Below are 22,991 nucleotides of genomic sequence, written 5' to 3' on the forward strand. Positions count from 1 at the left end.
GCCGGCTATGTCAGCAAGTTACACAGTGATTCACACACGCCCCCGTAACGCTCTCGATCTTCAGCGCAACGTGTGGTTCCGGGCGTCGCATCGTCAGTTGCACGAGAACCCGGAGGCGTTTATTGAGCGCGGCGCACGTCTAGGAATCAACACGTTGTCGGTGCCGATTGTGGATCTGGATTTGGATCTGGTGAAGCTTGCACGTATGGCTTACAAGCGCGACATTTTGCTGGTGGGCCGGGTGGACGCGGATTTCCATTCGGATGAGGAGATCCTTGACGCCCTGGAGTATTGGAAGGCTGTTTCTTCGATCGGTATCGGTTTGGATGCTGGCTATACGACGGAGCCGTCGGCGATGTTTTCGCGGCTTGCGGGCATGGCAACACAGGTAGGAATCGACGACGGTTTCCTTTCCGTCGGCTTGATTACCAACGACGGCGGTCCGTTCACTCCCCCTGTGCCGAAGGGTTTCATTCCCGTGGCGCGTCTGCCGTACATGAAGGATCCGCTCACGCCGGAGAATATTACGGATTTGTTGCATGAATCGTTCGGGTTTTTTAATGGTTCGGGGATGGTGCCGTCATGGATGATCACGAATTCGTCGATTAATGCGGCCGCGGGCCGGCTTTCCGACGCCGGTGTGGCGCTGATTTTCTTGGCGTTGCCGGGTATTGCAAACTTTGAGCAGGGCGTGATCTCGCGTAGCCCCTCCACCCGCCACACGTTGCGTTTGCGTCAGAGCGCGAACCTTCCGCAGGGCAATCTTGCGGTGGATGATTCACGCGCCGGGCAGGGCATTGTTTCGTTGTTCAACAAAAACATTGAGGTGATGATCAACTTCGGCTGGGACAATGTGGAGATCCACCGCCAGCGCGTGGTGATGTCCTCGCGCATCGAGTTGCCGTCTGCCGACGACGAGCAGCACCTCATCCTCCCGCCGGGAGATGTTGTGTGGCTGACGGTGTGAGAGGTGAGCTAAGCTTTCTCGCCTCAGTGCCTCCCCACGGTGAGAACCTCACGGTTCCCTCAAATGCGGGAGGCCAATTTCTTTGCGCTCCGCGAATCGGTGCAACAATCCCCTCCCCCCCCCCCCGCAAAGATTCCCAATATTGTTTCAGTGTTTGCTCGGTGTTTTCCCAGTATCGATAATTGGGGGTGGTAGCGCTTCTCATGCGCTCGATACACTGAAAGGATCCACATGTCCCGCTCTTATTTCACTTCACTTTCGTCTGCTCTTGCGGTGGTGGCACTTGCCACTGGCACGCTCGCAGCGTGTTCCACTGACACGTCAACGACCGGTTCATCAACGCCAGCTGAGAGCACGTCTGCCCCGGCGCCGGTGGTCACCAGTGAAGCTCCGCCTGCTTCGGCCGAGCCCACCACAAAGGCTTCTGCGTCCGTGGCTGCGGCTGAGTCTAGTTCTGCTCCGGCTCCGTCTACGTCCAATTCTGCCCCAGCTTCAGTAGGTACGACGACGGCGAACGGCTCGGCTGGCGCGCAAACTGCTCATGATTTGATGGCTTCTCGTTCGCATTCGGGCCAGGCGTTCTCGCAGGCGATGGCCACTCCGGCTGTGACACAGGGACAGCGCGGTCGTCATCATGCGGCACCGGCATACCAGGCGGCTCCTGCCCGCCACGTCACGCCCCCGCCCAAGGCAAAGACTGTGGCACCCGCCGCCCACAAGGCCAAGCCTGCCAAGCCCGCTGTAAAGCCAACGAAGCCCGCCAACCCGAAGGTGAAAGACACCGTAAACAAGGTGACGAAGCCGATTGTGAACAAGGTTTTGACCCTTTCCGAGGCGAGCGCGAACCTGGATAAGGCGAAGGCCGCCTACGATAAGGCTCTCGCAACCCTCGCCTCCGACCGCGACATGGCCACGAACGCTGTAGCGAACCTGACCGCCGCCAAGGAACGCCTGACTCAGGCACAAAAGGACCTTGACGCCCAGGCGAAGGCTCTCGGTAACGACCTTGACGCACTGCGCGCAACCGTGGCCGAGCAGACGAAGGTTGCCCAGTCTGAGAAGGCGAAGGCCGCCAAGCAGGGCGCGATTGCTGAGGCTGCGAAGCAGCGCACGGACGCCCTCAACGCTGAACTCCATAAGGTGCTCCACCCGCAGGTGGGTGACGCTTATGCGAAACTTTCGACCAAGCAGAAGTTGGCTGTGATTGCTGACCTGGTGGGTTACATGGTGAACGATCAGCGTGTCCAGGCTGGCCTGAACCCGCTCCCGATGAACGCTTACCACAACTCGAAGGCAACCGCGTGGTCACAGCACCTTGCTGACACCGGCGACTTTAACCACGACTTCAATATGATGAACACCGACGCGTGGGGTGGGGAGAATATCGCAGTTATTTACGCACCAAGCCTCGACGATCCATACAAGATTGCTAATCAACTCTTTGCGGCATGGAAGAAGTCTAACGGCCACTATGCCAACCTCCTGAGCAACGACTACATCGCGCAGTCGGCTGGCCTGAGCACGGTGAATGGAAACATTCTCGGCACCTGGCGAGGCTACAGCGAGTTGTCCACCGTGGATAAGGAACCGGGCCTCTACGCCCCGTCGGATGCGGCCGACCGACTCCCAGGCGACCGTTCCAAGTTGAACAACACCTACACGGGTGTTGATAAGGACGGGAACGTTACTAACGATGGGAAACGCCTCGCACCGACCGATACAGTCAAGGCTCGAACGGAAGGCGTCCGCTACGAGTCCAAGGTCCCTGCGGGTGTGGACCTTCCGGCGCCAGAAATCGACCAGGCCAAGGCCAGCAAGTTGCGCACCGACGTTGAAAACGCCAACGCCGAATGGATGAACGCCAAGGCCGAGCAGACCACAGCGGAAAAGGCCCAGGCCGAAGCAGAAGCAGCCGCGACCAAGGCCAAGGCCGAGATTGAGACAAAGACTAACTCTCTCGATAAGTCGAAGGTTGAGGCTGCGAAGAAGTCCGTGGACGAGGCCCAGGCGAAGGTGGACGCGGCCAAGAATACCGTGAAGAACGACGAGGCAAAGGCCGAGAAGGCGAAGGCTGACGTTGATGTGGCGCAGAAGGAAGTGGACCGCGCTATCGAGCGTGAGGCCGCGAAGAAGGCAGAAGCTCCCAAAACTCCCGCCCAGCCCTAAGCACCCTCAACACACCAAGCACACGCTACACACATAACAAAAAGTGCGGGGTTTCGTGGAAATATCCACGAAACCCCGCACTCACACGCGCCTAGTGCCAAGAACACACATAACGTTATAGAGTCTTCCGAATAATGCAGCGTGGCGGTCGTCCCGCTCGCGATGCTCGGCTGACCCGCCTACCCAGCCACGGCTCACAGAGTACGATCAGCCGCCGGAGATTCCAATCACCGGCTCTGCCCCTCCCGCTCAGCAACGTCGCATGGCAGACGGTGCGACGATCGCTTGAATGTTTGAAATCCGACTGGTAGAACCCGCGAAAAACGACTGATAGATTTCATGTAAAACGACTGATAGAATCTTTGAAAAACGACTAATAGGAATTTTCGATACGATTTTTCCGCGTGATTTCAGTGTTTTTCAAGAGGAGTTCTCATGCTCAATGAACAAGCCAGCGATTACCTTCTTCGCTACGTCGATTTCGCACTCGATGAGCTCCTCCCCGAGCTACACGGCATCGCGATCGATGGCCCCAAAGGCGTCGGAAAAACACTCACAGCCTCCCGGCGAGCAGAAAAAATCTTGCGCCTCGATTCGCCAGACGCACGCAACGTCGTCGCGTCACAAACTCGAACGGAACTCACCTCAGGCGCCGTCGTACTCGTGGACGAGTGGCAACACTATCCCCCTGTATGGGATGCCGCTCGCCGGCTCATCGACGAAAAGTCCGCCACTCGATTCCTCTTCACCGGAAGCGCTAGCCCCACAGCAGGCGTCAATACCCACTCCGGCGCAGGACGCATCATCTCCCTGCGGATGCGTCCGCTCTCGCTCTCGGAACGTACCGGTACCACGCCAACGATCCTCGTACGCGACATGTTCGCGAACCAAAAAGGTTCAACCCCGATCCGCGGCGAATCTGGATACTCGTTCGCTGACTACGCCCGCGAAATCTGCGCCACCGGATTTCCAGAGATTACGGGCCTCTCACCACGTATTCGCCGCATGAGCATCGAAGGCTATATCACTCGGATTGTTGATCGTGATCTGCCTGAGGCCGGGCTACTCATCCGGCGTCCTGCAGCACTGCGTGCCTGGCTTGCCGCGTATGCTGCCGCGACATCCACAACAGCCTCATACACGAAGATCCTCACCGCTGCACTCCCCGCAGAAGGCGAGCAGCCTTCGAAAAGCACAGCTCTGAACTACCGCGATTTGCTGGCAAAGATGTGGATCCTTGACCCTCTGCCTGCGTGGATGCCAACCCATGCGCCGTTCACGCGTTTGAGTAAGGCGCCGAAACATCACCTCGCGGATCCGGGAATCGCAGCCTACCTGATGGGAGTCAGCGAAGATATCTTGACCAGTACAGATGCCGGAACACAGGAGATTTTCGGGCAGCTCTTTGAATCGCTCCTCTTGCTCACGTTGCGCGGCGCCGCGCCTCTCGCTGAGGCTCACGAGTACCACTTCCGCACGCCTAACGGCGAGCATGAGGTAGACGTGATCCTCGAGCGTTTCGACGGCAAATGCATCGCATTCGAAGCAAAAAGCTCAGCGGAAGTCACCGCAAACGACGTCAAACACCTGAACTGGCTCGAGGAGAAACTTGGCGACCGCCTTCTCGATAAGGTGCTGGTCTACACCGGCCCCTCCGCTTACCGGCGGCCCGACGGCGTCGCGGTCGTCCCGCTCGCGATGCTCGGGTGACCTGCCCGCCCAGCCGCGGATGGCGGAGCACGATCAGCCGCCGGAGATTCCGATCTCTGCCTCGTGGATCTTCGCTTTCTGCGCCTCTGACAGGAAATGCGAATCCAGCCATTGATCGGGCAGGTGCGCCTTCTTCGCGTGGCCTGTGCGCCCGCGCTTACCCTTCGCATCCTCCGGATACGGCTGGCTCAAATCCAGCGAATGGAGAATCTCCCCCAGCTGCTCGTACGATTCCACGAGCGCCAGGCGCTGGCGAATATCGCCGCCCGCCGAATAGCCCTTCAAATACCAGCCAATATGCTTACGCATTTCGCGCATCGCCCGCATCTCACCACCGAAATGATCGATCGAGAGCTGGGCATGGCGCATGATCACATCCACCACCTGGCCGAGCGTTGGCGCGTAGCGCGCATCCGAACCATTCAGCGCCGCCACCAGATCAAAGAACAGCCACGGCCGCCCCTGGCAACCGCGCCCCACCACAACGCCGTCGGCGCCGGTCGCTTCGATCATCTCCAGTGCATCATCGGCCTCGAACACGTCGCCATTGCCGAACACCGGCAGATCCGTCATCCCCTTGAGCTCCGCGATGCGCTCCCAATGCGCCTGCCCCGAATAATGTTCAACAGTGGTGCGAGCATGCAACGTGAGCGCATCGAGCCCCACCTTTTTCGAAATCTCCGCAACCTCGTGGAAAGTCTCATGCTGCGCGTCGATCCCGATACGGAACTTCGCCGTCACAGGAATGCGATGCCCACGTTCCTTCGCGCCCGCCGTCGCTCCCTCGCGGGTGGCGCGAATAATCGCCTCGTACAGATCGAACTTCCACGGCAACGCGCTGCCGCCGCCCTTGCGCGTGACCTTCGGCACCGGACAACCAAAATTCAGATCAATATGATCCGCCCAATCCTCAGCCACAAGGATCCGCGCCGCCTCATACATCGCCTTTGGCTCGACGCCATACAACTGAATCGAGCGCACCGGATCACCCGGATCGGGCTGGATCATCATCATGGTTTCGCCGTTGCGCTCCACCAGCGCCCGCGACGTAATCATCTCGCACACGTACAAGCCCGTAGGCGCCTCGGTGCCGGTGGTGCGCTCGCCCGGTTTCACGTCCAGACCTGCGGCTCGCGCGCCGGCCTCGCCGAACTCGCGGCACAGCTGACGAAACGGCGGGTTCGTGACCCCGGCCATCGGCGCGAGCATCACGTTCGTTCCGACAGTGACGTCCTGTAGCTGAATCATTGGTTCCTTTCCTGGGCTGTGGGAGCCACCGGCGCGAGGGCCGCCGCGAGCGCTGTGGTGAGCGGGATCGCGAGAATCAAGCCGATCGAGGCCACAAGCGTGCGAATAATTTCCTCAGCGATCTGCGCGATCGTGAGAAGATCGCCCACCGAGCGGTCGATCAGCGCCGCCGCCATCAGCAACGGAAGCGCAGTTCCCACATAGGCAAACGCGAGCGTGTAGACGGTGGAGGCGATGTGATCGCGGCCGACCGTCATTGCTGCTTTGATCACTTGCGCGCGCGAGGCGGCAGGGTTGGCGTTGTGGAGCTCCCACACCGTAGAAACTTGTGTGATCGTCACATCGTTGAGCGCGCCCAGGCCAGCCAGAATCATTCCGCACAGCAAGATCTGGTTCATTTTCAGGCCTGGCACCTGCGTGAGCAAGGCGATCGCTTCCTCGGTAGCAGTGCCCGACATCGCCGCCCAACGAATCATCCCAGCCGCGATCAGCCCAGTGACAACCAGCCCAACAAAGGTGCCGATCACGGCGGTGGTGGTGCGGATCGAGATGCCGTGGGCAAGATAGATCGAGGCGAACATCATCGCCCCCGCCCCCACCAGCACGATCAGGAGCGGTGAGGAACCCGCGATCAGCGCGGGAAGCATAAACAGCGCGACGACGGCGAGCGAGACTGCAAGCCCGACGACGGCGGCCAAACCCTTGCGGCCAGCCACCAGTAACACAATCGCCAAATACACAGCCACGAGTGCCAGGAGCGGAACGGTACGAACCGTGTCCAAATAAATATAAGGAGTGCCACCGCCGTCCAAGCCCGAGGGCTGGAACAGCACCTTGATATGGCTCCCCTGATGAATGCCGTTGAGGGCAATATCGAAGGGCACCTGCACGGGTACTTCGGCGCCGTCGATGCGGGCCTTGACCTCAACCTGACCGAGATCGTCAGGCTTGTGCGCAATCGAGGTGACTTCAGCGATCTTTTGCGAGGTGGCCTTCGACGTGAGCGGCACCGAGCCAATCTTCGAATCCCCCGTGGGCCACAGCGCGATCAAACCGGCGAGAACCGCCACAGCAAGCGGAATGACGATCGCGGCCAAAATCACACGCACGCGGCGCCGGTCCGCGCCTGACAGCGCGGGCCGAACTGAACCGTGCGTATGCCCGTGCCCGGCGGGGAGCAACTCCCCGCCGGGCACGCCACTCTTCTTGGCCATCAAGCTCCGATGAGCTTTCCGGCGAGGTAGGCCTCGACCTCGTCGATCGGCAGGCGCACCTGCTCCATCGTGTCGCGATCGCGGATGGTCACGGCGTTATCCTCGAGGGAATCGAAATCAACCGTGATACAGAACGGCGTACCGATCTCGTCCTGGCGGCGGTAACGGCGGCCAACCGCACCGGCGTCGTCGAAATCGATGTTCCAGTTCTTGCGCAGCTGAGCCGCGAGCTCCTTCGCCAGCGGCGAAAGCTTCTCCGAACGCGACAGCGGCAGAACCGCAGCCTTCACCGGCGCAAGGCGCGGATCAAGCTTGAGCACAACGCGCTTGTCGACGCCACCCTTGGTATTCGGAGCCTCGTCCTCAGTGTAGGCGTCCGTCAGGAACGCCATCAGGGAGCGCGTCAGGCCAGCGGACGGCTCGATCACGTACGGCGTGTAACGCTCGCCCGTTGCCTGATCGAAGTACTCGAGCTTCTTGCCCGACGCTTCCGAATGGGCCGACAGATCGAAATCGGTACGGTTCGCGATGCCCTCGAGCTCGCCCCAATCGCTGCCCTGGAAACCGAAACGGTACTCAATATCCACCGTGCGCTTCGAGTAGTGCGAGAGCTTCTCCTTGGGGTGCTCGTACAGGCGCAGGTTCTCTTCCTTGATACCGAGATCCTTGTACCAAGCCAGGCGGGCATCAATCCAGCTCTGGTGCCACTCTTCATCTTCGCCCGGCTTGACGAAGTACTCGAGCTCCATCTGCTCAAACTCGCGAGTACGGAAAATGAAGTTGCCCGGCGTGATCTCGTTACGGAACGACTTACCCACCTGGCCGATGCCGAATGGCGGCTTCTTACGCGAGGCGGTGAGGACGTTCGCGAAGTTCACGAAAATACCCTGCGCGGTTTCCGGACGCAGGTAGTGCAGGCCGGCCTCGTCGTCAACCGGGCCAAGGTACGTCTTGAGCAGGCCCGAGAACGGCTTTGATTCCGTCCACTGGCCGCGAGTGCCACAGTTGGGGCACGGCACGTCCGCCATATCGACGTCGGCTTCCTCGACCCCGTGCTTGGCGGCGTAGTTTTCTTTCAGCTCGTCCTCACGCAGGCGCTTGTGGCACGACTGGCACTCGATCAGCGGATCGGAGAAAGTTGCAACGTGGCCCGAGGCCACCCAAACCTCGCGCGGAAGAATAATCGACGAATCGAGGCCGACCACATCCTCGCGGGCAGTCACGTTCGCACGCCACCACTGACGCTTGATGTTCTCCTTCAATTCCACACCCAGCGGGCCGTAATCCCACGCCGAGCGGGTGCCACCGTAGATTTCGCCCGCAGGGAAAACAAAGCCGCGACGCTTTGCCAGCGAGATGACGTTATCGAGACGCGATGGAGCCGGTTTGGCCATGCGTTGTGCTCCTTTCTTTTCTGCATCTGGATGATGCAGTGGCGGACCTTTGCCGCATCGCCGGTTGACCGACGTACCTTTCCATTGTAGGAGCCACGCCCAGGTTTCCCCACCCTGGGCGGGCGTGTTGTGCTCAACACCTAAGCATTCCCTTAGTTGACAAGGTCGAGAACAGTTCCAAGAATTGTTCTCATGAAGTTGAATAAATCTCTCGCCGTGATTGCGGCAACCGCTCTGTCTCTCGCAGCGTGCTCCTCAAATGGCACGTCCGCGAACTCTTCGAATTCCGCCGTTGCTGGCGAGGTCTCTGTGACCACTTCGATGTACCCGATCGAGTTCCTTGTGAACGAAGTTTCCGGTGGCAAGGTGAAGGTCAACGAACTCACCGCTCCGGGCGCGTCCGCACACGACGCCGAAGTCTCCCCCGCCGATGTTTCTTCCATTGAGAAGACCAAGGCGATGCTCTACATTAAGGGCTTCTCCTCCGCGATCGACGAAGCCGCCTCCAACGTTTCGATCAAACCGGTTGTCAACATTGGCGATTCCGTCAATCTGCTGACCCCGGCGCAGCTCGGCCCGAACGCCGAGTCCGAGGATCACGATCACGAAGGCCACGACCACGCAGCTGAGGGGCACGATCACGAGGCCGAGGCTTCCGGGTCTGCCGACGCCGATCACGATCACGACCACGCGGCAGAAGCTTCCGGCTCAGCCGACGCCGATCACGATCACGACGGCCACGATCACGGCGCGTTCGATCCTCACTTCTTCACTGACCCGTCGCGCATGGCGCTCGCCGTCGCGCCGGTAGTGAAGACTCTCTCGGAGATCGATCCGGCCAACGCCGATACTTACAAGGCCAACGGCGAGAAGCTCAAGGGCAAGCTCGATGCGCTCGCCAAGGAGTACAAGGACGCACTGAACGCTCAGAAGTGCGAATCGACCACCTTCGTCGTCACCCACCAGGCGTTCGGCTACCTCGCCGACGAGAACAAGCTCACCCAGGTGGGTATCGCGGGCATCGATCCGGATACCGAGCCGTCGCCGGCACGCATCAAGGAAGTCACCGACACCATGAAGAAGGCTGGCTCCACCGTCATCTTCGCGACCTCCGACGGCGAGAGGAAGGGCGCCGAGGCTGTGGCGAAGGAAGCAGGCGCAACTGTTGAGCTTCTCGACCCAGCCGTGTCGCAGATGGATCCAGTAAAGGATTACATCGCCGTGATGGAGAACAACCTCAAGCTCCTCAAGAGCGCGATGAAGTGCAAGTGATCTGCAAGGATCAATAGAATCAGGGCGTGAGCTGAGCTCACGCCCTGATTTTTCAAGGAGACGAAGAATAGATGCACGTGATTGAAGCTTCGAGACTCAACGTGAGGCTCGGCGCAACACGAATCCTGAACGACGTATCGTTCACGGTAACTCAAGGCGAAACGCTGGCCGTGCTCGGCGCGAACGGCTCGGGCAAGACCACACTGATCAAAACGTTGGTAGGGATCCATCCGATCGAATCCGGAACAGTAACAGTGTTCGGCACACCGATCACGAACCGGTCTCACGTTGCGTGGGGACGCATCGGCTACGCTCCACAACGCGTGACGACGACGTCGGGGGTGCCCTCAACTGCGCTGGAAACCGTGATGAGTGGGATGACATACGGTCGCCACCTTCTCCCCCGCCGCGGCGCGAAAGCCGCGGCGCTCGCCGCTCTCGAACAGGTGGGTCTCGCCCACCGCGCACACGAATCCGTACAGACCTTCTCCGGCGGCCAGCAGCAGCGCGTCCTCATTGCACGCGCACTCGTGAAGAACCCGGATCTGATCGTGCTCGACGAGCCATTCGCCGGCGTCGATTCCGATTCGCGCGACAAGATCATCGCCACCCTCGCCACTGCTCGCGAGCGCGGCGCCACGACGGTTCTCATTCTCCACGAGCTTTACGGCCTCGAGACGCTCATTGATTCGACGCTCGTTCTCGAGGCTGGGCGGGTCGCTTCGCTCACTACTGGCCCCGATTGCGACCACCTCGACGAGCACGCACCCCAGGCTCCACACTTCCGCACGCCCCATATGGGAGGAACCGTCCGATGATTTACGACATGCTTTCTTCGCCGCTCATGCAGCGCGCATTCATTGTGGCGATCCTCGTCGGGCTCACGGCGCCAGTGATCGGAACCTATCTGGTGCAGCGTCGGCTCACGTTGCTCGGTGACGGAATCGGGCACATCGCGCTGACCGGCGTCGCGCTCGGCTGGCTCGCAGCCTCCGCAGCGAACGCCGCTTCGGTGGAGGCGTGGGCGATCCCCGGCGCGATCGTCGCCTCTGTGCTCGGCGCGCTCGGCATCGAGTGGATGCGCTCCTCGGGCCATACGGCAGGCGACGTCGCCCTCGCCATCTTGTTTTACGGGGGAATCGCTGGCGGCGTGCTCCTGATCGGAATCGCTGGCGGCACCACCGCAAACCTCAACGCCTACCTCTTCGGCTCGATTTCGACCGTGCGTGAGGCGGACGTGTACTGGACGATCGCACTGACGCTCTTTATCCTCGCCGTCGGGCTGGGGCTACGCGGGCCGCTGTTTGTTTTGTGTCTCGACGAAGAACATGCGCGCGCTTCTGGCTTGAACGTGCCGTTCCTGTCTGCTCTGGTTTCGGTAACGGCAGCGCTGACAGTTTCTGTTTCGATGCGTGTGGTGGGCGCGCTCATGGTGTCGGCGCTCATGATTGTGCCGGTAGCAATCGCCCAGCTCACCACCCGCTCGTTCCGCGCCACCATGCACATTGCAATGGGAATTGGCGTGGTGGTCTCCCTTGCGGGCCTGACCACAACATATGTCAAGCCGTGGAGCCCGGGCGCAACGATCGTCATCTACGCGATTATTCTCTACGCGATCGTTGCGGCGCTTCGCCCCCTTGCATCGCGGATTTTCACGCGTAATATTGCAAGCAATACCCCTGCAGAATGAAAGAGAGACTATGATTCAGCGAATGACTCGCCAGCGCACGGCGATCACTGACCTGATGAAGGGCACGAACGCGTTCAAATCGGCACAGGAAATCCACGATTTGCTGGCGAACGAGGGTTCGTCGATCGGCCTGGCCACCGTGTACCGCAACCTGCAGACCATGGCCGAATCTGGCCTGGTGGATGTGATCCGCCCAGGCGATTCCGAGACCGCATACTACCGCTACTGCGCGGACGATCACCACCATCATCACCTGGTGTGCCGCCGCTGTGGCACTACGGTGGAGTTGACCACGGATATTCTCGAATCCTGGGCAGATAAGGTCGCTGCTGAGCACGGCTTCACCCAGACGAGCCACTCCCTCGAGGTGTGGGGGCTGTGCGCCACGTGCACGGCTGAGCTCGCGCAGGCGTAGGAGAGTTTTTCCAACCGGGCTCCGGCGTCGGGATTGACGACGTCGGAGCCCGGTTGTGTGCGACCACACCCGGCTCGACGTCGACGACAATCCTTAACCAGTTTGTCGCCAAGATGACGAAAACACGCCGTTTTCTCGATATACGAAAGCCGCTCATTACGTAAACAGTGGGCTTTTCGTCCTAAAGCCATTAACATCGAAACCATGTTCGATTGGCTCAAAAACTTCCTCGCAGATGGCCCTATCGTGTGGGTGTTCCTTTTCCTCTTCGCCGGCGCATCAATGCGCGCTCACACCACCTACGCGATCGGCCGGCTCGCGCGCAGGCTCGTCATCGAATCGGACACCAAACCCGCCGGCTGGCGCGGCGCAATCTGGGCGGCTGCTCACTCGCCCTCCGTTGCGAAAGGCATGGATTTCCTTCGCCGACGCGGGTGGCCGGCCATCCCACTCGGCTTCCTCACCGTCGGGTTCCAATCCGCGATCATGTTTGCCGCGGGAGTTGTGGGCACCGCGTGGGGATTCTTTGCGCTCGCCGCTTTGCCCGGTGCACTCATGTGGGCCACGATCTACTCCACGATCGGATGGGCAGCCTGGCAAGCAGTGGTGCTTGCAATCGCCGCGAACCCAATCGCAATCGTCCTTGCTGGCATCGCCGTCGCCCTTCTCGGTTACGCCATCTACCGCAAGCGGGCAATCACCGACAAGATCCTCGGCGACGACGCCCACTACTCCCCCAGCGAGCTGGCACGCGAGGTCGCAACCGAACAAAAAGAACTCGCCCCGGAGAAGTAGCTGGCCCGCAGAACCGTAGGAGGAAACGTCGCTTCAGGGCGTAAGGGGGAGGCTCCGCGCCGCAGGCGTGGAGGGGTGCTCCCACCATAGCCCAGAAGCGGCGTGTCCGGATGCGGTTCGCTCCGATACTAGATTGGCTTCTGGAAGGCGTCCGCGGGAGAATAGCGCTATGGATACTTTTGCAGTGAAGCTCCCGATCGAGCTCGGACAATTCATTAAACTTGCTGGCCTCACCGAAACCGGCGGTCAGGCCGCTGAAGCCATCTCCGAGGGCGCATTCTCCGTGAACGGCGAGGTGGAAACCCGTCGCCGTCACAAGCTCGCCGAAGGCGACGTCGTCTCCGCCACCACGATGGACGGCCAGCTCGTGCAGATCAAGGTCGCCGCACGCTGATAACGAATCAAGTGCTTGAACCGAAACGGCGGGTTTCCACGAAAACACTTCGTGAAAACCCGCCGTTTCGTCCGGCGATACCGCTTGTTGATTAATAGCCTCGCATGATTGAGCCGCGGCCGAGGAGCACCTGGAGATCGGCATACAGGGACGGATCCGGGTTCACATCGAATTTCGAATCGAGCTGGAGAACCGTGGTGCGGTCCATCCGGCGCACATGGATACGCACCGGTGCATTTCCCGGGTAGCGCGAGAGCACATTACCTAGATGCTCAACGAGCTGCGAGGTGAGCATCGTCTCTGCGATCTTCAGCTCGATCGGCGCATTCGCATCCAGATCGCCTGGCGCCGGCAAGCGCATTTCACGGGCGTTGAGCTGGAGCGCGCCGTCGCGAACCGATGTTCGTGCCGTCAGCTGGACCACCTGATCCGGGCGAAGCATCGAGGAAACCTGCTGGTAGGTCGCCGGGAAGAAGTTCACTTCGATCGAACCCGTCAGGTCCTCGACAGTGGCCGTTGCCCACGTCTTTCCGTTCTTCTTCGAGATACGGGTCTGGACAGCGGTGATCAGGCCAGCGATCGTCACCTGCTCGTTGTCGCCAATGCCTTCATCCGGATCCAAGCCCACCACTGTGTGGTCGGCAGCGCGATTCAGGTACGGCTCCATCCCCGAGAGCGGATGATCCGAGACGTACAGGCCCAGCATATCCTTTTCGAAGTTGAGTTTTTCCTTCTTCGGCCACTCGGGGAGATTCGGGATCTCCACCGTAAAGCCACCGCCGATCTCGGCAGCCGCAGAACCACCCAGATCCGCGAACAGATCAAACTGGCCAGCCGCCTCGTTCTTCTTCACGCTCGAAACGGCGTCCACTGCCTCATCCACAATCGTGAGCAACGGGCGGCGCGCCACACCAAGCGAATCGAATGCCCCTGCCTTCACTAGGCACTCCAAGGCCCGCTTATTACACGCGCTCTGAGGGATCTTGTCCAGGAAATCCTGGAACGAGGAGTAGGCGCCTTTCTCCTTTCGGGCGTTCACGATCCCCTCCACCACCTGGGTTCCCACACTTCGCACCGAACCGAGGCCCACACGGATCTCCTCGCCAACAGCCGAATAATCGCCAAGCGACTCGTTCACATCCGGAACATTCACTTTAATCCCCATGCGGCGGCACTCGGCAAGATAGGTGGCTACCTTCGTCTTGTTCGACGCGTTCGACGTGAGCAGCGCCGCCATGAACTCCACCGGGAAGTGCGCCTTCAGATAGGCCGTCTGGTACGACACCAGGCCGTAAGCTTCCGAGTGCGACTTGTTGAACGCGTACGAGGAGAACGGCACGAGGATCTCCCACAGAGTGTCGATACACTCTTTGGAATAGCCGTTATCGAGCATGCCCTGGGAGAAGCCCGCGAACTGCTGTTGAAGCACCTCAGCCTTCTTCTTACCCATCGCCTTACGCAAAACGTCCGCCTGGCCAAGCGAAAAGCCCGCCACCTTCTGCGCAATACGCATCACCTGCTCCTGGAACACGATCAGGCCATGAGTGGGGCCAAGAATCTCTTCCAAGGGCTCAGCGAGCTCAGGATGGATGGGGGTCTTCTCCTGCAGGCCGTTCTTGCGCAGAGCGTAGTTCGTGTGCGAGTTCGCACCCATCGGGCCCGGGCGGTACAACGCGGACACGGCGGAAATGTCGTCGAAGGTGTCGATCTTCATCTGCTTGAGGAGCGTTCGCATGCCGCCGCCATCGAGCTGGAAAATACCGAGAGTTTCCGCCCTCGCCAGCATCTCGAAGGTCGTTTTATCATCGAGGGGGATCGCGTCGATATCCGGCGCTTCCTTGCCATTATTGCGGATGTTCTCGAGCGTCTTGTTGATCACCGTGAGGTTCGACAGGCCCAAGAAATCCATCTTCACCAAGCCCAGCTCCTCACACTGCGGGTATTCAAACTGGGTAAGCACAGCGTCATCAGCGGCGCGCTTCATCATCGGGATCACGTCTGAAAGAGTCTTCGACGACATAATCACAGCACACGCATGCACGCCCGTCTGGCGCACAAGACCTTCAAGCCCCTTCGCGAGCTCAAACACCTTCTGAGCATCCGGATCGTTATCCACCGTCTCACGGAACTCCACAGCCTCCGCATAACGCGGATGCTTCGGATCGTAGATGGAATTCACCGGAATGTCCTTGCCCATCACACCCGGCGGCATCGCCTTGGTGAGGCGATCACCCATCTCGTACGGATGGCCGAGCACGCGCGAAGAATCCTTCAGTGATTGCTTGGCCTTAATCGTGCCGAACGTGACCACCTGGGAGACCTTGTCCTTGCCGTACTTCTCCTCCACATACTTGATCACCTCTTCACGGCGCTGATCGTCGAAATCGACGTCGATATCGGGCATCGAAATACGCTCCGGGTTCAAGAACCTCTCAAACAGCAGATCGTGTTTGATCGGATCAAGCTGAGTAATCCCCAAAACATAGGCCACCATCGATCCTGCGCCAGAACCACGGCCCGGCCCCACACGAATACCGTGCTCACGCGCCCAGCGAATGTAATCCGACACCACGAGGAAGTACCCCGGGTAACGCATCTGCAAAATCACTTGGGATTCATAATCGACACGGGCACGAACGTCGTCGGGAATCACATCGCCGTAGCGCCAGTGGAGGCCCTTCTCCACTTCCTTCACGAACCACGTGAATTCGTCCTCACCTTCTGGAACGGGGAAGGCAGGCATGTAGTTGGCACCGTCGTCGGTGGTTTGGAACGAGACATTACAGCGCTCTGCGATCCACAACGTATTCTCGATCGCTCCCGGAATCTCACCGAAAAGCTGCTGCATCTCCGCCGTCGAACGCAGGTAATATCCCGAGCCGTCGAACTTGAAACGATCCGGATCCATGAGCGTGGAACCAGAGTTGATACACAGCATCGCATCCTGGATTCGCGCATCTTCCTTCTTCACATAGTGTGAATCATTCGTCGCAATAATCGGCGCACCAATGGACTTGGCGAGTTCGAGCAGGTCTTTTTGCACGCGATGCTCAATCTCGATCCCGTGATCCATGATCTCCACAAAGAAATTATCCTTGCCGAAAATATCCTGGAACTCACCAGCCGCCTTGTAGGCCTCTTCCTTCTGGCCCAGGCGAAGCCTCGTCTGAATTTCCCCCGACGGGCACCCTGCCGTGCCGATAATCCCCTCGTGATAGCGCTGGAGCAGATCACGATCCATGCGCGGCCACTTACCCATCAAGCCCTCGGTAGCCGCAAGCGAATTGAGCCGGAACAGGTTGTGCAGGCCCGTGTTGTTTTCGGCCAGCAACGTCATGTGCGTATAGGCGCCACGCGCCGACACATCATCGGCCCTCTGTGCCTCAGTTCCCCACTGCACGCGCGTCTTGTCAAAACGCGACGTACCCGGAGTCATGTATGCTTCCACGCCGATAATCGGCTTGATCCCCTCCGCCGTGGCCGTCTTGTAAAAATCGTAGGCGCCATACATATAGCCGTGGTCGGTGATCGCCACCGCACTCTGCCCCTGCGCCTTCACCTCCGCAATGAGCTTCTTGATTTTCGCCGCGCCGTCGAGGAGTGAGTAATCAGTGTGAACGTGAAGATGAGCAAAATCGGCCATGCGCCTAGTGTACTTTTCCTCGCCCGCGAAGGCTACGAGCTACGCCACAGCGCCGACGTCGGTGAGCGAGTTTCGCCCGGAAACTTGCGGTTTACTCGCCCACGACGAGGCGCATATCCTGGTGCGCGATCCCCGCGTCCAGATACGTCCGTCCGTCCACTACCTCATAGCCGAGCGAGGAGTAAAAGCCCATCGCCTGTTCCTGCGCGGAGAGCACAATCTCGGCCCGCCCACAGGCTCGCTGCGCCGCGGCACGCGCGAGGTACTCCATGAGCGCCCGCCCGACGCCGGTGCCACGAGCATCCTTGCGGACCGCGACGCGCCCAATGTGATAGTGCCCAGGTGCGTCCTCGAGAAGCCGCGCCGTGCCGACGTCGGTGCCCTCCGCCGTCGCGAGCACGTGCAGCGTGCTCGGCGCCAAATCCGCATCGTCGATCTCTTCCTCAATCGGAACCTGCTGCTCGCCAACGAACACATCCAAGCGAATATCCCACGCGCGCTTCAGCTCTTCGGGCGTGGAAACCTCAATGATTTCCATGGTGGCCTCCCTTCGGGTAAAAGAATCGGCCCCGAAGGGCCGATCCCAGTGTGCCATTGTCAGGCCGTGATGGTCTGATCCATCTCAAAATGCTTAATGCCCACATACTCGTAGCCGCCCTCAGCCCGGGTGTAGCCGAGAGTCTCATAGAACGGCACCGCGTGCTCCTGCGCTGCGAGAACGAGATGAACCTGGCCGTCCACCGCGTAATCCTCGAGGGCGATCCGTGCGACGCCCTTCATGAGCTCCTTGCCCACACCATCGCCACGAGCGTGCGAATTCACTGCGACGCGCGTGATACGCACGCGGCCCGGCTCTTCGAAAATAATACGGGCCGTGGCAAGATCCTCACCCTCATCCGAAACAGCAATCACGTGAGTGGTGCGGGGATCGTGATCGAACTCGTCCACTTCCTCCTCGACCGGCCAGTTTTGCTCCTCCACGAACACATCGTGGCGAATCATCCAGGTGCGGCGCAGGCCAACCATGTCGTCTTTTACGCGTTCAATCTTCATAACATCCCCTCTCTCATCATGTCTAACGCCTTTTGTAGGTCTGCCGGGTACTGCGACGTGAACTCCACGTACTTACCGGTGACCGGATGCGCAAAGCCCAACCGTACCGCATGGAGCCACTGGCGTGTCAGCCTCAGACGTTCACCCAGAGCCATATCTGCGCCGTACATTTCGTCGCCCACACACGGGTGCTTGATCGCGCTCATGTGCACACGGATCTGGTGGGTGCGGCCCGTTTCCAAGTGAACTTCGCACAAAGTGGCCCCTGCCATCGCCTCGAGCGTGTCGTAATGGGTGACCGCTCGCTTGCCATCTTCACGGATCCCCATTTTCCATTGGTGACGAAAATCGCGCCCGATTGGCGCCTCGATCGTGCCCGAGAGTGGGTCCGGATGGCCTTGTACGAGCGCGTGATAGATCTTGGTGACCGTGCGCTCCTTGAAGGCTCGCTTGAGTACCGTGTAGGCACGTTCGGACTTGGCGACGACCATCGCGCCAGTTGTTCCGACGTCGAGGCGGTGCACGATCCCCTTACGCTCGGGCGGGCCCGAGGTGGTGAGAGTAATCCCTGCGCCCAGCAGCGCGCCCAGAACGTTGGGACCTTCGAAGTTTAAAGAGGCGTGCGCAGCAACTCCCGCAGGCTTATCGACGACGACGATATCCGCATCTTCGTATAGGAGGTGGAGGTTGTCGATCGGTGTGGGTTGGGGCTCAGGCGACGGCGGCGGCGGAAGCTGTGCGCTGATGACCGCGCCCGCACTGACGCGTTCGGATTTGCCAACCCCGCGCCCGTCAAGAGAGACCTGGCCGCCCGCAACCAGTGCAGCAGCTTTCGAACGCGACAGGCCCGTGAGCGAAGCCAACACCGAATCAATACGATCGCCGTCGAACCCCGGAGGAACAAGATACGTGCTCACTTGGCCGCCCCTTTCCGGGCGTCCTCCCGCCCAACAACCACAATCAGAATCACCACGGCCACCACCAACACGATGTCCGCAACGTTCCCAATAAACAGGTTTCCGTACTTGATGAAATCCACCACGTGGCCCACGCCAAATCCGGGCTCGCGGAAAAGGCGGTCAATGAGGTTACCGACGGCGCCCGCCCAGATCGCCGCGACCGTGCACTTGAGTGGAAGACGATCCGCTTTCCACACTGCGTATGGCAACAACACCGTAGCGAGCGTGGCGAGGATCGTGAAAACCCACGTGTGTCCGTTGAGGAAGGAGAACGCGGCGCCAGAGTTGAAGATGAGCTTCAGGCCGAGCCACTCGCCCAGAATTGGGACAGTGCGGCCGTCAGCGAGAGCCGCCAGCGCCCACTGTTTGGTGAGAAGATCGGCAAGGACCAGCACGATGCCCAGAGCCATCGCCACAGAAAAGTTACGGATTTTCACTCCCCTAGAGTACTACAAAGGGAGGCGGCCTCTGGCCGCCTCCCTTTGAGAAGAAAAGTAAATCGCTTACTTCTGCTCGGACTTCGAATCCACGTTTGCAAGCAGCGACTCGAGGTAGCTCTTCAGACGCGTACGGTAATCGCGCTCGAACTCGCGAAGCTCGGCGATCTTGCGCTCGAGAACCGAACGCTCCTCCTCGAGCTTGGTGAGGGTGCGGTTGTGCACTTCCTCAGCCTCGGTGATGATGCGGGTCTTCTCAGCCTCTGCCTCCGACACAATGCGCTCAGACTCCGCCTTGCCGTTCGCCACGTACTCATCATGCAGGCGCTGAGCGAGGGAGAGCATGCCAGCGGCGCTCTGAGCCTCGTTGCCACCCGGGGTGGAAGCGAGAGCGGCGGTGGAGGTGGCATCGGTAGCAGGAGCCGCCTCAGCCTGGGCGCCGTTGTTTTCCAGCTCAGTCACGCGAGCCTGAGCGGCCTGAAGTTCAGCCTTCAGCTTCTCGTTCTCCTCGCGGTATTTCGTGATCGAGTAGGCGACCTCATCGAGGAAGAAATCCACCTCGTCCTGGTCATAGCCCTCTTCGACGCGCTGGGGCTCCTTGAAGCGCATGTTCACAACGTCAGTCTCAGTAAGAAGCTGTGCCATTGGTGTTCACCTCGTAGGTCTCATTAGTTACGTGCGTACGTGGACTAGACTACCCGAGAGCACTTCGTGCGCGCAGTCTTTCCCCGTTCATTACGCCTTAGGTTTATCACATTTCGGTAACGGTGCGAAAGTCAGAACACCCAAATAACGATGCGCGCAAGGATCTGGAGGCCGAAAAACAGCGCCAAGAACCCCATATCCAGCGCGATCGCCCCGAAGCGCAAGGGAGGAATGAAACGTCCAAGGAAGCGCAACGGAGGATCCGTCAAGGAGTAGACCGCGTTCGCCATCACCATGAGCACGCCGGTGGGAGTCCAATCCCGCGCGAGCATGCCCACCAGATCAAGAACCACCCGTGCGATCAAGATCCACAGGTAAATCTGGATCAGCCAAAAGAGCAGGTATCCGACCGTCGCCATTACGAGAAATCGTGAGTGGTGTCGTCGCCGCGCGAATCGAGTTTCACCTCGTGCGGGGTGAGGAGGAAAACGTCCTCAGAGATGCGCGAGAACTGGCCCGACAGGCCGAAGCACAGACCAAGCGCAAAATCCACAATTCGCGCGCGCTCTGCATCCGCAGCGTCCGAGAGGTTGAGGATCACCGGAAGGCCGCTGCGGAACTCAACTGCGAAATCCTTCACATCGCGGTACGAGGACACCCAGACGGTGACGATGCGCGCGATGTCGTTCGTTGCAACGGGGTGAAGCTCGGCGACCTCAGAATCGTCGAAGTACTCCTCCTCGTCGTAAAACTCCTCGTCATCGTACATATCCTCAGCTGGAGCGGCCTTTGCGCCCAGTCGATCCAAGAAACCCATGGTGTCCTCCCTAACGTTTACTATCGCTAACCTATTGCAGGGCGGGCGGAACTTTGGGGAACTTGGGCGGGCGTGTTGCCAACTGAAACAATTCCGGCAAATCGACCAGCCTGGTGCCCGAGCGCGCTCGACCTGCGATGGGAGAAGTACCGATCCGATTCGAGGGTGCACTCCCCAACGGCGAGCACCGGAACGCCAAGCTGGTCGATGAGCGCGCGTGCGATATCGAGTGACGGCATACCCCAGCTGGTCGTCGAGCGCGCGAGTGGGTGGCGCGCACCGACGTCGGCAGCCATTGCTTCGGGAACCTCGTAGCAACGCCCGCAAATGTGTGCGCCGAGTACGGCTCGCAGGGCCAACGCCGGGGTTCCGCGTTCGATCATGGCACGGGCAACCTTCGGTGCGATCTCCGCATCCATGCCGGCGCGCCCCACGTGCACCGCGGCAGCACGTGCACCGGTCGCGTCCAGAAGAAGCAGCGGCACACAGTCAGCTACCATCACCGCGGCAGCCTGGCCGCATTCGACGATCACGGCATCGCAATCCCCAGCGAAGAGCACCCCGCCTTCCTCGCGGGCGTCGCGGGCCCACGTGTAACAATCGGAGTGGATCTGATTCATCCACACGATCGGGGCACTCACCTCAGCTTGGACGCGCCGACGGTTTTCCTCCACCGCCTGCGGCGAATCGCCAACGTGCGGGCCAAGATTCAGCGAGCCGTACTCGCCCACCGACACGCCACCATCGCGCGCCGTGAACCCGTACTGAATTGCGCCAGCCGGCCCAACGAGAGTCTCATACTCAATCACTGCCATACCACGCATTGTATCTACGCACGCCCCGGTATTGCCGCGGGGTTGGCCTCGCAGTGGTCGGCAGTGTTTGCCTCTCCGTCACGGCTCGCCACTCGAGAAAAAATGCCGCGGGCCTGGGAAAACCCAGGCCCGCGGCGGACAAGAAATCGCACGAGTTCTTTTTACTCGTCGAACAGGAACGGCGGGATGTCCAAATCCGGGCGCTTGTGCTCCGGCTCGGCGGGCGCGGCGGCTGGCGCCGGAGCAGAGGCCGCCTGCTCTGCGGCGGGACGAGTGATCACAGGCTCAGCCGCAACCGGTGCAACAGGGGCAGGAGCGGCCGGAGCAGGCTCCTCAACACGGACCGAACCCGGAGTGCGCTTCGCCTTGTCCTCGGTGGGCAGGAGGTAATCGTCCTCTTCGTCGAAGCCGGCGGCGATCACAGTGACGTTCACTTCGTCGCCGAGAGTCTCGTCCAGGATCAGGCCAACGATGATGTTCGCCGACGGGTCCACAGCTTCCTTCACCAGCTGAGCTGCGGCTGCCTGCTCCTTGATGCCGAACTCCTTCGACGCGGTGAACGCGAGGAGAACACCGTGGGCGCCGTCGATCTTTGCCTCAAGGAGCGGGGAGGAAATCGCGTTTTCCGTGGCGCGCAGGGCGCGATCTGGGCCGGATGCCGAGCCGATGCCCATCAGGGCCGTGCCAGCGTCCTTCATGATGGCCTTCACGTCCGCAAAGTCCAAGTTGATCTCGCCTGACTGGGTGATGAGATCCGAGATGCCCTTCACGCCCGAGCGCAGTACCTCATCCGCGAGGCGGTACGCCTCGATCACGGAAATATCTTCGTCCGAGATCTCCAGGAGGCGATCGTTCGGGATCACGATGAGCGTATCAACTGCGGCACGAAGTTCCTTAATGCCCTCCGTGGCATTGCGGGAACGCTGAAGGCCCTCGTAAGAGAAGGGGCGGGTGACAACGCCGACGGTCAGTGCACCGAGCTCGCGCGCGGCCTGTGCCACTACCGGAGCGGCGCCAGTACCGGTTCCGCCGCCCTCGCCGGCGGTCACGAAGACCATATCGGCGCCCTCGAGCGACTTCTCGATCAGGTCCTTGTTCTCTTCCGCGCTGCGGCGGCCAACCGACGGATCTGCGCCAGCGCCAAGGCCGTGCGAAACATCGCGGCCGATATCGAGCTTGGTTTCCGCCTCCGACTTCACTAGCGACTGGTTGTCGGTATTCACGGCGATGAATTCGACGCCGGCGAGGCCGTCCTGAATCATGCGATCCACGGCGTTCACACCACCGCCGCCGACTCCGACCACCTTGATCGTTGCGTTGTTATCCAGAGGGTACATTGCGCTTCCTTTCGAAACTT

Annotated in this window: 22 protein-coding genes; 9 read left to right on the top strand and 13 right to left on the bottom strand. The window is 60.3% G+C overall.

The annotated features are described in order from the left end of the window. Window positions 1-7: 7 nt before the first annotated feature. The 3 genes from P8A24_RS05510 to P8A24_RS05520 all read left to right on the top strand — a co-directional run bounded on the left by P8A24_RS05510 (window position 8) and on the right by P8A24_RS05520 (window position 4,843). On the top strand, window positions 8-967 hold the full coding sequence (locus P8A24_RS05510; RefSeq protein ID WP_278057622.1) for a hypothetical protein: 960 nt from the start codon (window positions 8-10) through the stop codon (window positions 965-967). A 231-nt stretch (window positions 968-1,198) separates the two neighbouring features. After that, window positions 1,199-3,133 (top strand): CAP domain-containing protein, encoded by a 1,935-nt coding sequence (locus tag P8A24_RS05515; protein WP_278057623.1) that lies wholly within the window; start codon window positions 1,199-1,201, stop codon window positions 3,131-3,133. Window positions 3,134-3,568: 435 nt separating this feature from the next. After that, window positions 3,569-4,843: an ATP-binding protein gene (locus P8A24_RS05520; protein ID WP_278057624.1), complete on the top strand. Its 1,275-nt coding sequence runs from the start codon at window positions 3,569-3,571 to the stop codon at window positions 4,841-4,843. Window positions 4,844-4,876: 33 nt separating this feature from the next. Here the strand turns inward: P8A24_RS05520 and dusB are convergent, their stop codons facing one another. The 3 genes from dusB to P8A24_RS05535 are packed head-to-tail and all read right to left on the bottom strand — an operon-like array spanning window position 4,877 to window position 8,699. Beyond that, a complete protein-coding gene (gene dusB / locus P8A24_RS05525) occupies window positions 4,877-6,091 on the bottom strand; it encodes a tRNA dihydrouridine synthase DusB (RefSeq protein WP_278057625.1) in 1,215 nt (404 codons plus the stop codon). Further along, on the bottom strand, window positions 6,088-7,305 hold the full coding sequence (locus P8A24_RS05530; protein WP_278057626.1) for a YibE/F family protein: 1,218 nt from the start codon (window positions 7,303-7,305) through the stop codon (window positions 6,088-6,090). The genes dusB and P8A24_RS05530 overlap by 4 nt, the downstream gene beginning before the upstream one ends. Beyond that, the gene (locus P8A24_RS05535; RefSeq protein ID WP_278057627.1) at window positions 7,305-8,699 is read right to left on the bottom strand and encodes a glycine--tRNA ligase; all 1,395 of its coding nucleotides are present in this window, start codon (window positions 8,697-8,699) and stop codon (window positions 7,305-7,307) included. Before P8A24_RS05535 ends, P8A24_RS05530 begins: the two co-directional genes overlap by 1 nt. A 192-nt stretch (window positions 8,700-8,891) precedes the next feature. Here P8A24_RS05535 and P8A24_RS05540 point away from each other — a divergent pair, with 192 nt between their 5' ends. From P8A24_RS05540 to P8A24_RS05565, 6 genes are all read left to right on the top strand, one after another. Continuing rightward, on the top strand, window positions 8,892-9,971 hold the full coding sequence (locus tag P8A24_RS05540) for a metal ABC transporter substrate-binding protein (protein ID WP_278057628.1): 1,080 nt from the start codon (window positions 8,892-8,894) through the stop codon (window positions 9,969-9,971). A gap of 71 nt (window positions 9,972-10,042) precedes the next feature. Continuing rightward, window positions 10,043-10,789: a metal ABC transporter ATP-binding protein gene (locus P8A24_RS05545; RefSeq protein ID WP_278057629.1), complete on the top strand. Its 747-nt coding sequence runs from the start codon at window positions 10,043-10,045 to the stop codon at window positions 10,787-10,789. Beyond that, window positions 10,786-11,661 (top strand): metal ABC transporter permease, encoded by an 876-nt coding sequence (locus tag P8A24_RS05550; RefSeq protein WP_278057630.1) that lies wholly within the window; start codon window positions 10,786-10,788, stop codon window positions 11,659-11,661. The genes P8A24_RS05545 and P8A24_RS05550 overlap by 4 nt, the downstream gene beginning before the upstream one ends. Before the next feature lie 10 nt (window positions 11,662-11,671). Next, window positions 11,672-12,076: a Fur family transcriptional regulator gene (locus P8A24_RS05555; protein ID WP_278057631.1), complete on the top strand. Its 405-nt coding sequence runs from the start codon at window positions 11,672-11,674 to the stop codon at window positions 12,074-12,076. Window positions 12,077-12,280: 204 nt separating this feature from the next. After that, on the top strand, window positions 12,281-12,871 hold the full coding sequence (locus P8A24_RS05560) for a DedA family protein (protein ID WP_278057632.1): 591 nt from the start codon (window positions 12,281-12,283) through the stop codon (window positions 12,869-12,871). A gap of 169 nt (window positions 12,872-13,040) precedes the next feature. Continuing rightward, the gene (locus tag P8A24_RS05565; protein WP_278057633.1) at window positions 13,041-13,265 is read left to right on the top strand and encodes an RNA-binding S4 domain-containing protein; all 225 of its coding nucleotides are present in this window, start codon (window positions 13,041-13,043) and stop codon (window positions 13,263-13,265) included. A 91-nt stretch (window positions 13,266-13,356) separates the two neighbouring features. On the opposite strand, the gene dnaE is transcribed toward P8A24_RS05565, so the two are convergent. The 10 genes from dnaE to ftsZ all read right to left on the bottom strand — a co-directional run bounded on the left by dnaE (window position 13,357) and on the right by ftsZ (window position 22,971). After that, on the bottom strand, window positions 13,357-16,908 hold the full coding sequence (gene dnaE, locus P8A24_RS05570; RefSeq protein WP_278057634.1) for a DNA polymerase III subunit alpha: 3,552 nt from the start codon (window positions 16,906-16,908) through the stop codon (window positions 13,357-13,359). A 91-nt stretch (window positions 16,909-16,999) separates the two neighbouring features. After that, window positions 17,000-17,446, bottom strand: a complete 447-nt coding sequence (locus P8A24_RS05575; RefSeq protein WP_278057635.1) for a GNAT family N-acetyltransferase — start codon at window positions 17,444-17,446, stop codon at window positions 17,000-17,002. Between the two features lie 59 nt (window positions 17,447-17,505). Then, window positions 17,506-17,961, bottom strand: coding sequence for a GNAT family N-acetyltransferase (locus P8A24_RS05580; RefSeq protein WP_278057636.1), 456 nt, complete (start codon window positions 17,959-17,961; stop codon window positions 17,506-17,508). Beyond that, entirely contained in the window at window positions 17,958-18,878 is a 921-nt protein-coding gene (locus P8A24_RS05585) for an RluA family pseudouridine synthase (RefSeq protein WP_278057637.1), read from the bottom strand. The genes P8A24_RS05580 and P8A24_RS05585 overlap by 4 nt, the downstream gene beginning before the upstream one ends. Next, window positions 18,875-19,357 (bottom strand): signal peptidase II, encoded by a 483-nt coding sequence (locus tag P8A24_RS05590; RefSeq protein WP_278057638.1) that lies wholly within the window; start codon window positions 19,355-19,357, stop codon window positions 18,875-18,877. Before P8A24_RS05590 ends, P8A24_RS05585 begins: the two co-directional genes overlap by 4 nt. 66 nt (window positions 19,358-19,423) lie before the next feature. Next, window positions 19,424-20,002 carry a DivIVA domain-containing protein gene (locus tag P8A24_RS05595; protein WP_278057639.1) on the bottom strand — a complete coding sequence of 193 codons (579 nt, stop codon included), beginning with the start codon at window positions 20,000-20,002 and terminating at the stop codon, window positions 19,424-19,426. Between the two features lie 131 nt (window positions 20,003-20,133). Next, a complete protein-coding gene (locus P8A24_RS05600) occupies window positions 20,134-20,421 on the bottom strand; it encodes a YggT family protein (protein WP_278057640.1) in 288 nt (95 codons plus the stop codon). Then, entirely contained in the window at window positions 20,421-20,819 is a 399-nt protein-coding gene (locus P8A24_RS05605) for a cell division protein SepF (RefSeq protein WP_278057641.1), read from the bottom strand. Before P8A24_RS05605 ends, P8A24_RS05600 begins: the two co-directional genes overlap by 1 nt. A gap of 26 nt (window positions 20,820-20,845) precedes the next feature. After that, entirely contained in the window at window positions 20,846-21,634 is a 789-nt protein-coding gene (locus P8A24_RS05610) for a purine nucleoside phosphorylase YfiH/LACC1 family protein (RefSeq protein ID WP_278057642.1), read from the bottom strand. A gap of 161 nt (window positions 21,635-21,795) precedes the next feature. Continuing rightward, entirely contained in the window at window positions 21,796-22,971 is a 1,176-nt protein-coding gene (ftsZ, locus tag P8A24_RS05615; protein ID WP_278057643.1) for a cell division protein FtsZ, read from the bottom strand. Window positions 22,972-22,991: the final 20 nt, after the last annotated feature.

It is taken from the genome of Arcanobacterium wilhelmae, assembly GCF_029632765.1.
Lineage (GTDB): Bacteria > Actinomycetota > Actinomycetes > Actinomycetales > Actinomycetaceae > Arcanobacterium > Arcanobacterium wilhelmae.